Below are 12,790 nucleotides of genomic sequence, written 5' to 3' on the forward strand. Positions count from 1 at the left end.
CCCTTCTACAACGCCAGGCGTTAAGAAGGGGCCCTTCCTTGCACGTCAGGCGGCGAGCTTGCGGGACAGGTTCTCGTTGAGCGCGCCCATGAACTCGTCCGTGGTCAGCCACGGGGCGTCCCGCGAGATGAGCAGCGCCAGGTCCTTGGTCATCTGGCCGCCCTCGACGGTCTCCACGATGACCTGCTCCAGCGTGTCGGCGAACTCGGTGACCGCCGGGGTGCCGTCCAGCTTGCCCCGGTGGGCCAGGCCCCGGGTCCAGGCATAGATCGAGGCGATCGGGTTGGTCGAGGTCTTCTCGCCCTTCTGGTACTGCCGGTAGTGCCGGGTGACGGTGCCGTGCGCCGCCTCCGCCTCGACGGTGCGGCCGTCCGGGGAGAGCAGCACCGAGGTCATCAGGCCCAGCGAGCCGAAGCCCTGCGCGACGGTGTCGGACTGCACGTCGCCGTCGTAGTTCTTGCAGGCCCAGACGTACCCGCCCTCCCACTTGAGCGCGGCGGCGACCATGTCGTCGATCAGCCGGTGCTCGTAGGTGAGCCCGGCGGCCTCGAACTCGGCCTTGAACTCGGACTCGAACACCTCGGCGAAGATGTCCTTGAACCGACCGTCGTACGCCTTGAGGATGGTGTTCTTGGTCGACATGTAGACCGGGTAGTTGCGGTCCAGGCCGTACCGGAACGAGGCGCGGGCGAAGTCCCGGATCGACTCGTCGAAGTTGTACATGCCCATGGCGATGCCGCCGCCGGGGAAGTTGGCGACCTCCATCTCCATCGGCGCGCCACCGTCGGCCGGGGCGTACGTGATGGTGACCTTGCCCGGGCCGGGCACGACGAAATCGGTGGCCTTGTACTGGTCGCCGTGCGCGTGCCGGCCGATGATGATCGGCTTGGTCCAGCCCGGGACGAGTCGCGGCACGTTCGACATGATGATCGGCTCGCGGAAGACCACGCCGCCGAGGATGTTGCGGATGGTGCCGTTCGGCGACCGCCACATCTTCTTCAGGCCGAACTCCTCCACCCGGGCCTCGTCCGGGGTGATGGTGGCGCACTTGACGCCGACGCCGTGCTCCTTGATGGCGTTCGCGGCGTCGACGGTGACCTGGTCGTCGGTCTCGTCACGGTGCTGGATCGACAGGTCGTAGTAGTGCAGGTCGACGTCGAGGTAGGGCAGGATCAGCTCCTCCCGGATCTGCTTCCAGATGATCCGGGTCATCTCGTCGCCGTCGATCTCCACGACCGGGTTGTTTACCTTGATCTTCGCCATCGGCCGGCGCTCCTCTCGGGGGACACGTGCTCAAGCAGTACGAGCGTACTGGAAACGGCTCGGGGCGCCCCAGCCGGCCTCACCCCGGGAGAACGGGATCGCCCGGAACGGGTCGCGAGGGCATCCTTCCCGGATGCCGCCGGCACACACGTGGGGACCCGTCACGATCACCGCCCTGCTCGACGGGACGGGGCCCGTTCTTCCAGCCGCGCCGGGAGGCGTTCCCGGACGCCACCGAGGCCCAGTGGCGCGAGGCGGACCGCCGGGACCCGGACGCGGTCGGCCCGGACGGCGGCCGGCGGCTGCCGTTCCGCGCGTGCGCTGATTCACGGAAAGAGTGGCCATCCCGGGCGGAATGGCCACTCTTTCCGTGAATTTGCTCCCGCGGAGCGGGGGGTGCGGGGTGGGTGGGGTCAGAGGGAGGAGATGTCGTTCTGCTTGGCGCGGACGGCCTCGGCGGCCTCCTTCAGGGCGGCCAGCTCGTCGGTGTCCAGGTCGGTCTCGACGACCCGCTTCACGCCCCCGGCGCCGATCTCGGCCTCGACGCCCAGGTAGACGCCGGAGATGCCGTACTCGCCGTCGACCCAGGCGCACACCGGCATGACGTCGCCGGAGTCCTCGGCCACGGCCTTCGCCATCCGGGCCGCGGCGGCGGACGGGGCGTAGTACGCGGAGCCCGTCTTGAGCAGCGCCACCACCTCGGCGCCACCGTTGCGGGTCTTGACGACCAGCTCCTCGATCTGCTCGGCCGGCATGACGTCGCGCAGCGGCTTGCCGTTCACCGTGCTCTGCGACGGCACCGGGACCATGGTGTCGCCGTGCGAGCCGAGGGTCAGGGTCCGCACCGACTTCACCGGTACGCTCAGCGCCTCGGCGACGAAGTTGGTGAACCGGGCGGTGTCGAGCATGCCGGCCTGGCCGAGCACCCGGTTCTTCGGAAACTGCGTGGCGAGCTGCGCCAGCGCGGTCATCTCGTCGAGCGGGTTCGACACCACGATGACGACGGCGTTCGGGGCGTACTTGGCGACGTTCTCGGCGACCTGACGCACGATCTTGGCGTTGGTCTCCAGCAGGTCCATCCGGCTCATGCCCGGCTTGCGGGGCAGACCGGCGGTGATGACGACCACGTCGGAGCCCTCGATGGCCTCGTAGCCCTCGCCGTTCGGGCCGGTGGTGACGCCGACGACAGTGGTCTCGAAGCCCTCGACCGCGCGCGACTGGTTGAGGTCCAGCGCGAGGCCCGCCGGCTTGCCCTCCACGATGTCGGTGATCACGACGGTGTCGAAGATGTCGTACTCGGCCAGACGCTGTGCGGTGGTGGAGCCGTAGAAGCCGGCTCCGACGACAGTGACCTTCTTACCCATGGTCGTCCCACTCCCTGTTACCAGTCGGTTTCCCGGACCGTATCAGCCATCCTGGCACCGAACCGGCCAGGGGCGGACGGTTATGACCTGTCTGGGTGGTCAGCGGGCCCGCTCGGCCCGCTCCACCACGTTGGTCAGCAGCATGGCCCGGGTCATCGGCCCGACGCCGCCGGGCATCGGCACCACCTTGCCGGCCACCTCGAACACCTCCGGGTCGACGTCGCCGGTGTAGCGCCCCTTGCCGTCGTCGCCGATCACCCGGGTGATGCCGACGTCCACCACCGTCGCGCCGGGGGCGACCATGTCGGCGGTGAGCAGCCCCGGCACCCCGGCGGCGACGATGACGATCTCGGCGGCGCGGGTGTGGGCGGCGAGGTCGAGGGTGCCGGTGTGGCAGAGCGTGACGGTGGCGTTCTCGCTGCGCCGGGTGAGCAGCAGGCCGAGCGGCCGGCCGACCGTGTTGCCGCGGCCGACCACGGCGACGTTCGCGCCGCGCAGCGGCACGTCGTGCCGGCGCAGCAGCTCGACCACGCCGCGCGGGGTGCAGGGCAGCGGGGCGTCGTAGCCGAGCACGAGTCGGCCCAGGTTGACCGGGTGCAGGCCGTCGGCGTCCTTGTCCGGGTCGATGGACTCCAGCGCCCGCTGGGTGTCCAGGTGGGCCGGGAGCGGGAGCTGGACGATGTAGCCGTGGCAGGCCGGGTCGGCGTTCAGCTCGGCGAGCGCCGCGTCGAGCTGCGGCTGACCGGCGTCGGCCGGCAGCGTGACGCGCAGCGAGGCGATGCCGACCTCGGCGCAGTCGCGGTGCTTGCCGTTGACGTACGCCTGGGAGCCCGGGTCCTCCCCGACCAGGACGGTGCCGAGCCCGGGGGTGATGCCGCGCTCGGCGAGCGCCTTGACCCGCGCCCGCAACTCGTCCTTGATCTCCGCCGCGGTGGCCTTGCCGTCCAGGATCGTCGCCGTCACGTCGTGATCGTCTCACGTCCGCGACCGGGCCGGACGACGACCGCAGGTGATCACGCTCCGCAGCGTGGGTTCCGTCACTAAGTGTAATTAGACGGAGACCCAAACGGGACGTCGGGACACACTCCGTTACCAGCTCGCAACGCTTCCGTTGTCGATCCGCCGCACCGCGACCTACCGTTACGGCTCGTTGCGCAGAGTCACCCAACGTCGGGCCGACCGCGCAGCGTGAGGAGATGAGGAGACCCCATGCGTGTTCGTAGGCTCGCGGCCTGGGCCGCTCTCCCGCTCGCGGTGACGCTGGGCCTGACGGCCTGCGGCCCGGGCGGCGGCAGCGGCGGCGCAAGCGACCCCGACGCGGCCGTGCGGATCGAGATCGCCGAGCCGCAGCACCTGGTGCCGACCAACACCAACGAGACGAGTGGCTCGCAGGTGTTGTCGGCCCTGTTCAGCCCGCTCGTCGACTACGACGAGGCGAACAAGCCGCACGAGGTGGCGGCCGAATCGGTGACGTCGCCGGACAACAAGGTCTGGACGATCAAGCTGAAGCCCGGCTACACGTTCCACAACGGCGAGAAGGTCACCGCCGACAACTACGTCGACGCCTGGAACTACGGCGCGTACGCCCCGAACGGGCAGAACTCCAGCTACTTCTTCGAGAAGATCGCCGGGTACGACGACCTCCAGGGCGAGAAGCCGAAGGCCGAGACGCTGAGCGGGCTGGAGAAGGTCGACGACCTGACCTTCACCGTGACGCTCACCGAGCCGTACGTGGACTTCAAGACCATGCTCGGCTACACCGCCTTCTACCCGCTGCCCGAGGCGGCCTTCTCCGCGCCGGGCGTGCTCGCCGAGGGCTTCGAGCAGGCGCCGATCGGCCAGGGCCCGTTCAAGATGAAGGGCACCTGGCAGCACGACGCCCGGGTCGAGGTGGAGAAGTACGACGCCTTCCCGGGCCAGCAGCCCAAGGTCGAGGGCGTCGAGTTCCGGATCTACCAGCAGCCGACCGCCGCGTACGCGGACGTGCTGGCGGACAACCTCGACGTGATCAAGACGATCCCGACCGAGAACCTGTCGACCGCCGCCACCGACCTCGGCGACCGGTTCCAGCAGAGTCCGGCCTCGTCGCTCCAGGTGCTGGCGTTCCCGACGTTCCAGAAGGAGTTCAGCAAGCCCGAGGTGCGCAAGGCCATCTCGATGGCGATCGACCGGGACGAGATCACGAAGTCGATCTTCAAGGACTCGCAGCAGCCGGCGCGCTCGTTCGTCTCGCCGGTGGTCGCGGGCTACCGGGAGAACACCATCGGCACCGCCGGCGCGTTCGACCCGGCCAAGGCCAAGGCCATGTACGACGCCGCGGGCGGCCCGAAGAAGATCGAGCTGTCCTACAACGGCGACGGCGGCCACAAGGACTGGATCGACGCCACCTGTAACCAGCTCAAGGCCAACCTGGGCGTGGAGTGCGTGGGCAACGCCGAGCCGAAGTTCGCGGACCTGCTGACCAAGCTCAAGCAGAAGCAGTCGGTGGGCCTGTTCCGGATGGGCTGGGTGATGGACTACCCGTCGATGGAGAACTACCTGGGCCCGCTGTACAGCACCAACGGCTCGTCGAACTACTACGGCTACTCGAACCCGGAGTTCGACAAGCTGCTCGCCGAGGGCGCCCGGGCGGAGACCGAGGATGCGGCGATCGAGAAGTACCAGGCGGCGGAGGACCTGCTCGCGCACGACCTGCCGGTGATCCCGCTGCGGTACGGGCAGAACAACTTCGGCCACTCCACCAAGGTCACGAACGTGCACGTGGACCTCTTCGACCGGGTGGACCTGCTGGAGATCGAACTCGCCTGACACCCGCGTCACGGGCCGGGCCACCCCCACCGGGTGGCCCGGCCCTGGCATTGGCCCGCATTTCGCCCGCTTTCGGCAAACTTGCCAGCATGCTCCGCTTCATCCTGCGGCGACTGCTCCAGATGGTCCTCGCCTTCTTCGGGACCACGCTCATCGTCTACGCGCTGATGTTCGCCGGGCAGGGCGACCCGATCCAGGCGCTCGCCGGGGAACGGCCCGTCACCGCGGCCCAGCGCGCCTACCTGACCGAGAAGTACCACCTGGACGCCACCGGCATCGGCGGCTTCTTCTACCGCTACCTCAACTACCTGGGCGGCCTGCTCCGGGGCGACCTCGGCCAGTCGCTGACCGGTCGGCAGATCGGCGACATCCTCGCCGCCGCCTGGCCGGTCACCGTGAAGCTGGCGCTGATCGCGATAGCCGTGACCATCGGAGTCGGAGTCACCGCCGGGGTGATCGCCGGCATCCGCCGGGCCGGCGTCTTCGACTACGCGACGCTCGTGCTCACGCTGCTGGTGCTCGGCATACCCACGATCGTGCTGGCCCCGCTGGCGCAGTACTTCCTCGGCGTACGCTGGCCGATCTTCCCGCCCACCGCCGGCGCCCAGCCCTCGCTGTGGGCGCTGCTGCTGCCCGGCCTCGTGCTCGGCTCGCTGTCGCTGGCCACCGCGCTGCGGCTGACCCGGACGTCGGTGTCGGAGAACCTGCGCGCCGACTACGTGCGCACCGCCCGGTCGAAGGGCCTGGTGCGGCGGCGCATCGTCGGCGTGCACGTGCTCCGTAACTCGCTCATTCCGGTGGTCACCTTCCTCGGCGTCGAGCTGGGCAACCTGATGAGCGGCGCGATCATCACCGAGGGCGTGTTCAACATCCCCGGCGTCGGCTTCAACCTGTTCCGCGGCATCCGGACCGAGGACGGGCCGCTCGTGGTGGGCATCGTCAGCGTGCTCGTCGTGGTCTACCTGCTGTCCAACCTCGTGGTGGACGTGCTCTACGCCGTACTCGACCCGAGGATCAGATATGAGTGACTTCGAGACGGTGGCGGCGACCGAGGACCAGTCGGCACGACGCGGCGTCTCCGGCGAGCCGGCCACCCCGGACCGGGCCGGCGAGCCGCGCCGGCCCCGCAGCCTGGCCGGCGACGCCTGGCGGGACCTGCGCCGCAACCCGGTCTTCTGGCTCAGCCTGCTGCTCGTCGCGCTTGTCGCCGCGATGGCCGTCGCGCCCGGGCTGTTCACCGCCAACGACCCGCGCGACTGCGTGCTCTCCCGGCAGCACGCCGGGCCGTCCGGCGGGGCCATCTTCGGGTACGACTTCCAGGGCTGCGACACGTTCGCCCGCGCCGTCTACGGGGCCCGCGCGTCGCTGCTGGTCGGGGCGTTCTCGGCGCTGATCACCGGCGCGATCGCGCTCGTCGTCGGCATGGTCGCCGGCTTCTTCGGCGGCTGGGTCGACGCGGTGCTCTCCCGGGTGATCGACATCGTGCTCGGCATCCCGCTGCTGCTGGCCGCCATCGTGCTGCTCAAGCGCGTGAGCACGAGCGGCGAGACGGTACGCCTGTTCGCGGTCATCCTGGTGCTGGCGCTGCTCGGCTGGACCACCGCGGCCCGCGTGGTGCGCTCCTCGGTCATCACCGCCCGGGAGCAGGACTACGTGGCGGCGGCCCGGATGCTCGGCGCCGGCAACGGCCGGATCATGTGGCGGCACATCCTGCCGAACGCGCTCGCGCCGGCCATCGTGGTGCTCACCATCGCGCTCGGGTCGTTCATCGCGGCCGAGGCGACGCTGAGCTTCCTCGGCATCGGCCTGAAGGCCCCAACCATCTCCTGGGGCATCGAGATCGACGCCGGCCGGGTGCACATGCGCGAGTCGGCGACGCCGCTGATCGTGCCGTCGGCCTTCCTCGCGCTGACCGTGCTCGCCTTCATCATGCTCGGCGACGCGATCCGCGACGCCTTCGACCCGAAACTGCGGTGAGACCCATGGCGACGCCGGCCTCCCCCACCCCGCCCGGCGGGCACCTGCTTGAGGTGCGGGACCTGCACGTCGAGTTCCGCACCCGCGAGGGCGTGGCCCGGGTGATCAACGGGGTGACGTACCACCTGGACGCCGGCGAGACGCTCGCCGTACTCGGCGAGTCCGGCTCCGGCAAGTCGGTCACCGCCCAGGCGATCATGGGCATCCTGGACACCCCACCGGCGTACGTCCGCGCCGGCGAGATCCGCTACCAGGGGCGGGACCTGCTCACCCGGTCGGAGTCCGAACGCCGGCAGGTACGCGGCGCGGAGATCGCGATGATCTTCCAGGACGCGCTGTCGGCGTTGAACCCGGTCTTCCCGGTCGGCTGGCAGATCGGCGAGTCCCTGCGGCAACGGGCCGGGCTGTCCCGGGCCGACGCGCGCCGACGCGCGGTCGAGCTGATGGACCTGGTCCGGATCCCGGCCGCGGCGAAGCGTCTCGGCGACCACCCGCACCAGTTCTCCGGCGGGATGCGCCAACGGGTCATGATCGCCATGGCGCTGGCCCTGGACCCGAAGGTGCTGATCGCCGACGAGCCCACCACCGCCCTCGACGTCACCGTGCAGGCCCAGATCATGGACCTGCTGGCCGACCTGCGCCGGGACCTCGGCATGGCGCTCATCCTGATCACCCACGACCTCGGGGTGGTGGCCGAGGTGGCGGACCGGATCGCGGTCATGTACGCCGGCCGGATCGTCGAGCACGCCGACGTGCGCGCGCTGTACCGGGCGCCCGCCCACCCGTACACCAAGGGGTTGTTGGAGTCGATCCCCCGGCTCGACGTGCGCGGCCAGGCGCTGTCGACCATCCGGGGGCTGCCGCCGAACCTGATGCGAATCCCCTCCGGCTGCCCGTTCCACCCCCGCTGCCCGTACGCGCGGCAGGTCTGCGTGGACGAGGTGCCGCACGACCTCGTCCTCGGCGACGGCCGGACCAGCGCGTGCCACTTCGCGCAGGAGGTCCACGATGACCGCTGACCCGGGCAAGGTTCGCGGCGAGACGATCCTCGCGGTGGACGAGTTGGTCAAGCACTTCCCGATCACCCGGGGCGTGCTGTTCAAGCGGCAGATCGGCGCGGTGCGGGCGGTCGACGGGGTGAGCTTCGAGCTGCGCCGCGGCGAGACGCTCGGCGTCGTCGGCGAGTCCGGCTGCGGCAAGTCCACGCTCGCCCGGCTGCTGATGCGGCTGGAGACGCCCACCGCCGGGCGGGCCACCCTGGAGGGGCGGGACCTGTTCCGGGCCGGGGGCGCCGAGCTGCGGCGGGTGCGGCGGAACATGCAGATGGTGATGCAGGACCCGTACACGTCGCTCAACCCGCGGATGACGGTGGGCGACATCGTCGGCGAGCCGTTCGCGATCCACCCGGACGCCGCGCCGAAGGGCAGCCGGCGGCAGCGGGTGCGGGAGCTGCTGGACGTGGTCGGCCTCAACCCGGAGCACATCAACCGCTACCCGCACCAGTTCTCCGGCGGCCAGCGGCAACGCATCGGCATCGCCCGCGCGCTCGCGCTGCGCCCCGAGATCATCGTCTGCGACGAGCCGGTGTCGGCCCTGGACGTCTCCATCCAGGCCCAGGTGATCAACCTGTTGCGGCAGCTCCAGGACGAGTTCGGGCTCTCCTACATCTTCATCGCGCACGACCTGTCGGTGGTCCGGCACATCTGCGACCGGGTGGCGGTGATGTACCTGGGCCGGATCGTGGAGATCGGCACCGAGGAGCAGATCTACCAGCGGGCCACCCACCCGTACACCCAGGCGCTGCTGTCGGCGGTGCCGGTGCCCGACCCGGAGGCCCGCGACCGGCGGACCGTCATCCGGCTCACCGGCGACGTGCCCAGCCCGGCCGACCCGCCGTCCGGCTGCCGGTTCCGCACCCGGTGCTGGAAGGCGGAGGAGGTGTGCGCCGTCCAGGACCCGCAGACGGTGCCCCGCGCCGCCGACCCGCACCCGTCGGCCTGCCACTTCGCCGAGGTGCGCCCGGACGTGTGAGCCACGAGGTCGGGTGCGTCCGCCGGACGCACCCGGTCCCCCGAGCGTCAGTGGAAGAAGTGCCGGGTGCCGGTGAGGTACATCGTCACGCCGGCCTCCTTGCAGGCCGCGATCGTCTCCTCGTCGCGGATCGAACCGCCGGGCTGCACGATCGCCCGCACGCCGGCGTCGATCAGGATCTGCGGGCCGTCGGCGAACGGGAAGAACGCGTCCGAGGCGCAGACCGAGCCCCGGGCCCGCTCGTCGCCGGCCCGGGCGACCGCCAGCCGCGCCGAGTCCACCCGGTTGACCTGGCCCATCCCCACCCCGACGGTCGCGCCGTCGCGGGCCAGCAGGATCGCGTTGCTCTTCACCGCGCGGACCGCCCGCCAGGCGAACGCCAGGTCGCGCAGCGTCGCCTCGTCGGCCGGGTCGCCCGTGGCGAGCGTCCAGCCGGCCGGGTCGTCGCCGGGCGCGTCCACCGCGTCCCGCGCCTGCACCAGCACGCCGCCGCTGACCGGCCGCCACTCCGCCGGCCGCGGCGCGTACGCCGGCGCGCGCAGCAGCCGGAGGTTCTTCTTCGCCCGCAGCAGCTCCAGCGCGTCCGCGTCGAAGCCGGGCGCCACGAGCACCTCGGTGAAGATCTCCGCGACCTGCCGGGCCAACTCCACGCCGACCGGGCCGTTCACCGCGATCACGCCACCGAACGCGGAGACCGGGTCGCAGGCGTGCGCCTTGCGGTGCGCCTCGGCCACGTCCGCGCCGACCGCGATGCCGCACGGGTTGGCGTGCTTGATCACCGCCACCGCCGGCTGGCCGGGGAAGTCGTGCACGGCCCGCCAGGCGGCGTCCGCGTCGACGTAGTTGTTGTAGGACATCTCCTTGCCGTGCAGTTGCTCGGCCTGGGCCAGCCCGGCCGGGGCGCCCGGGTCGGTGTAGAGCGCGGCCGACTGGTGCGGGTTCTCGCCGTACCGCAGCACGGCCCGGCGGCGCAGCGCCAGGCCCGCGAACTCCGGCCAGCCGTCCTCGGCCGGGGCCACCGTGGCGGCGAACCAGTCGGCCACCGCCACGTCGTAGTCGGCGATGTCGGCGAACGCCCGGGCCGCGAGCGCGCGGCGGCGGGCCAGGGTGAAGCCGCCGTCGGAGATCGCGGCCACCACCGCCGGGTACGCGGTCGGGTCGGTCACCACCGCGACCGAGGCGTGGTTCTTCGCGGCGGCCCGGACCATCGCCGGACCACCGATGTCGATCTGCTCGACGCACTCGTCCTGGTCGGCGCCGGAGGCGACCGTGGCCTGGAACGGGTAGAGGTTGGAGACCAGCAGGTCGATGCCGGCGATGCCGTGCTCGTCGAGCTGGCCGGCGTGCGCGTCCCGGCGCAGGTCGGCGAGGAGCCCGCCGTGGATCTTCGGGTGCAGCGTCTTCACCCGGCCGTCGAGGATCTCCGGGAAGCCGGTGACCTGCTCGACCGGGGTGACCGGCACGCCCGCGCCGGAGATCGTCGACGCGGTGCTGCCGGTCGAGACGATCTCCACGCCGGCCCCGTGCAGAGCGCGGGCCAGCTCGACCAGGCCGGTCTTGTCGTAGACGCTTACCAGCGCGCGCCGGATCGGGCGACGGCCGTCCTCTGTCGTGCTCACGGAATGCTGACCTTTCTGCCGGTGATCGTCCAACCTTCACGGACCAGGCGGCCCACCTGCTCGACGAGCTGGCGGCGCTCGGCGGACTTGATGCGCTCGGTGAGCGTCTCCACGTCGTCGCCGTCGAGCACCGGTACGGCGACCTGGGCGACGATCGGGCCGGTGTCCATGCCGGCGTCGACGAAGAACAGCGTGGCCCCGGTGACCTTCACGCCGTACGCGAGCGCGTCACGGGGGCCGTGGATGCCGGGGAACGCCGGGAGCAGGGTGTTGTGCGTGTTCAGGTAGCGGTCGCCGAACGCGGTCAGGAACTCCGGCCCGACCAGCTTGAGGAAGCCCGCGCTGACGACCAGGTCGGGGCGGTGCTCGGCGACCCGGGCGGTGAGCGCCTTGTCCCAGTCGCCACGGGTCGGGTGGTCGGAGACCCGCTCGACGAAGGACGGCACGCCCGCGGCGGCGGCCCGGTCCAGGCCGGCGATCCCGTCCCGGTCGGCGCCCACCGCCACCACCCGGGCCCCGTAGCCGGGGTCGGCGGTCGCGTCCAGCAGCGCCTGGAGGTTGCTGCCGGAACCGGAGACGAGGACGACGAGGCGGGCGACGGACGCGGGCTCGGTCACCCGGCAACCCTATCGGGCAGGCCGGGCGGTCCGGCTGCCGGGCGGCGGCCCGTCGGGTGACCTCACCGGTGGCGTCCTCGCGGTACGCTGCCGGTCGCCCGGTGTTCGGCGTACGCCCGACCCGCACCAGTCAGACCAGGCACGCCGTGCCGCCGGACCGAGGAGTCACCCCGATGCAGCCCGGATACCCCCAGCAGCAGCCGCCGCAGCTCGACAACAACATGACGATGTCCATCGTCACGATCTTCCTGTTCTGGCCGCTCGCGATCCCGGCGATCATCAACGCCTCCAAGGTCAACCCGCTGCTCCAGCAGGGTGACTACGCTGGCGCCCAGGCCGCCGCGGCCGAGTCCAGGAAGTGGTCCAAGTGGGCCCTGATCGTCGGCCTGGTCTGGATCGGCATCATCGTGGTGTGTTGCCTGTTCGGTGGCCTGGCGACCTTCGTCGGCGGCAGCACCGGCACAAACTGACCGACAGCGACACCAATCTGAGGAGTTCCCCGACATGCAGCCCGGTTACCCCGGACAGGACCCGTACGGCCAGCAGCCGAACCAGGACCCGACCGCCCAGCCGCACGACCCGTACGGCCAGCCGCCGCAGGCCCCGCAGTACGGGCAGCAGCCGACCTCCGGCCAGCCGTACGGCCAGCCCACCTCCGGCCAGCCCTACGGCCAGGACCCGTACGCGCAACAGCAGCAGCCGTACGGCGCCGCGCCGCAGTACCCGGCCGCCGGTTACCCGGCCGGCCCCGGCCAGGGTCAGGGCCAGAACAACACCATGGGCCTGATCGGCATGATCGTCGGCATCGCCTCGATCGTGCTCGGCCTCTGCTGCCCGCTGCTCGGCGTCCCGGCCGGCATCGCCGGCGTGGTGCTCGGCGTGCTCGGCCAGAAGAAGGTCCAGGCGGGCGAGGCCAGCAACCCGGGCCAGGCCAAGGCCGCCCTGATCTGCGGTGGCGTCGGCGTGGTCCTCGGCATCATCAGCGCCATCGCCGGCACCCTGATCAACGCGGGCAACTTCTCCTGACCGGCGGGAACGAGGGGCGTCCGGCGACCGCCGGGCGCCCCTCGTCGTGTCCCGTGGGCCGGGCGCGCTCAGCTCGACGCGGCGG

At 71.3% G+C, this 12,790-nt stretch carries 12 protein-coding genes; 7 read left to right on the forward strand and 5 right to left on the reverse strand.

Annotation, left to right across the window (positions count from 1 at the left end; translation table 11 throughout):
- Nucleotides 1-45: 45 nt before the first annotated feature.
- From O7619_RS29160 to O7619_RS29170, 3 genes are all read right to left on the reverse strand, one after another.
- Nucleotides 46-1,263: an NADP-dependent isocitrate dehydrogenase gene (locus tag O7619_RS29160; RefSeq protein WP_282284698.1), complete on the reverse strand. Its 1,218-nt coding sequence runs from the start codon at nucleotides 1,261-1,263 to the stop codon at nucleotides 46-48.
- 413 nt (nucleotides 1,264-1,676) lie between these two features.
- Entirely contained in the window at nucleotides 1,677-2,627 is a 951-nt protein-coding gene (gene mdh, locus O7619_RS29165; RefSeq protein WP_282284699.1) for a malate dehydrogenase, read from the reverse strand.
- Between the two features lie 99 nt (nucleotides 2,628-2,726).
- The gene (locus tag O7619_RS29170; protein WP_282284700.1) at nucleotides 2,727-3,590 is read right to left on the reverse strand and encodes a bifunctional methylenetetrahydrofolate dehydrogenase/methenyltetrahydrofolate cyclohydrolase; all 864 of its coding nucleotides are present in this window, start codon (nucleotides 3,588-3,590) and stop codon (nucleotides 2,727-2,729) included.
- Between the two features lie 246 nt (nucleotides 3,591-3,836).
- On the opposite strand from O7619_RS29170, the gene O7619_RS29175 reads away from it, so the two are divergent.
- From O7619_RS29175 to O7619_RS29195, 5 genes are all read left to right on the forward strand, one after another.
- The gene (locus O7619_RS29175; RefSeq protein WP_282284701.1) at nucleotides 3,837-5,435 is read left to right on the forward strand and encodes an ABC transporter substrate-binding protein; all 1,599 of its coding nucleotides are present in this window, start codon (nucleotides 3,837-3,839) and stop codon (nucleotides 5,433-5,435) included.
- 89 nt (nucleotides 5,436-5,524) lie between these two features.
- The gene (locus tag O7619_RS29180; protein ID WP_282284702.1) at nucleotides 5,525-6,463 is read left to right on the forward strand and encodes an ABC transporter permease; all 939 of its coding nucleotides are present in this window, start codon (nucleotides 5,525-5,527) and stop codon (nucleotides 6,461-6,463) included.
- Nucleotides 6,456-7,412, forward strand: coding sequence for an ABC transporter permease (locus O7619_RS29185; protein ID WP_282284703.1), 957 nt, complete (start codon nucleotides 6,456-6,458; stop codon nucleotides 7,410-7,412). Before O7619_RS29180 ends, O7619_RS29185 begins: the two co-directional genes overlap by 8 nt.
- Nucleotides 7,413-7,417: 5 nt before the next feature.
- Nucleotides 7,418-8,431: an ABC transporter ATP-binding protein gene (locus O7619_RS29190; protein ID WP_282284704.1), complete on the forward strand. Its 1,014-nt coding sequence runs from the start codon at nucleotides 7,418-7,420 to the stop codon at nucleotides 8,429-8,431.
- Nucleotides 8,421-9,443: a dipeptide ABC transporter ATP-binding protein gene (locus O7619_RS29195; RefSeq protein ID WP_281586713.1), complete on the forward strand. Its 1,023-nt coding sequence runs from the start codon at nucleotides 8,421-8,423 to the stop codon at nucleotides 9,441-9,443. Before O7619_RS29190 ends, O7619_RS29195 begins: the two co-directional genes overlap by 11 nt.
- A 47-nt stretch (nucleotides 9,444-9,490) precedes the next feature.
- Here O7619_RS29195 and purH read toward each other — a convergent pair whose 3' ends face one another.
- Both purH and purN read right to left on the reverse strand, forming a co-directional pair.
- On the reverse strand, nucleotides 9,491-11,062 hold the full coding sequence (purH, locus tag O7619_RS29200) for a bifunctional phosphoribosylaminoimidazolecarboxamide formyltransferase/IMP cyclohydrolase (RefSeq protein ID WP_282284705.1): 1,572 nt from the start codon (nucleotides 11,060-11,062) through the stop codon (nucleotides 9,491-9,493).
- The gene (purN, locus tag O7619_RS29205) at nucleotides 11,059-11,679 is read right to left on the reverse strand and encodes a phosphoribosylglycinamide formyltransferase (RefSeq protein ID WP_282284706.1); all 621 of its coding nucleotides are present in this window, start codon (nucleotides 11,677-11,679) and stop codon (nucleotides 11,059-11,061) included. Before purN ends, purH begins: the two co-directional genes overlap by 4 nt.
- Nucleotides 11,680-11,852: 173 nt before the next feature.
- Between purN and O7619_RS29210 the strand changes: the two genes are divergently transcribed.
- On the forward strand, nucleotides 11,853-12,149 hold the full coding sequence (locus O7619_RS29210; RefSeq protein ID WP_282284707.1) for a CD225/dispanin family protein: 297 nt from the start codon (nucleotides 11,853-11,855) through the stop codon (nucleotides 12,147-12,149).
- Between the two features lie 34 nt (nucleotides 12,150-12,183).
- Nucleotides 12,184-12,705, forward strand: a complete 522-nt coding sequence (locus tag O7619_RS29215; protein ID WP_282284708.1) for a DUF4190 domain-containing protein — start codon at nucleotides 12,184-12,186, stop codon at nucleotides 12,703-12,705.
- Nucleotides 12,706-12,790: the final 85 nt, after the last annotated feature.

Origin of the sequence: Micromonospora sp. WMMD998, from assembly GCF_029581235.1 — a bacterium.
Taxonomy (GTDB): domain Bacteria; phylum Actinomycetota; class Actinomycetes; order Mycobacteriales; family Micromonosporaceae; genus Micromonospora.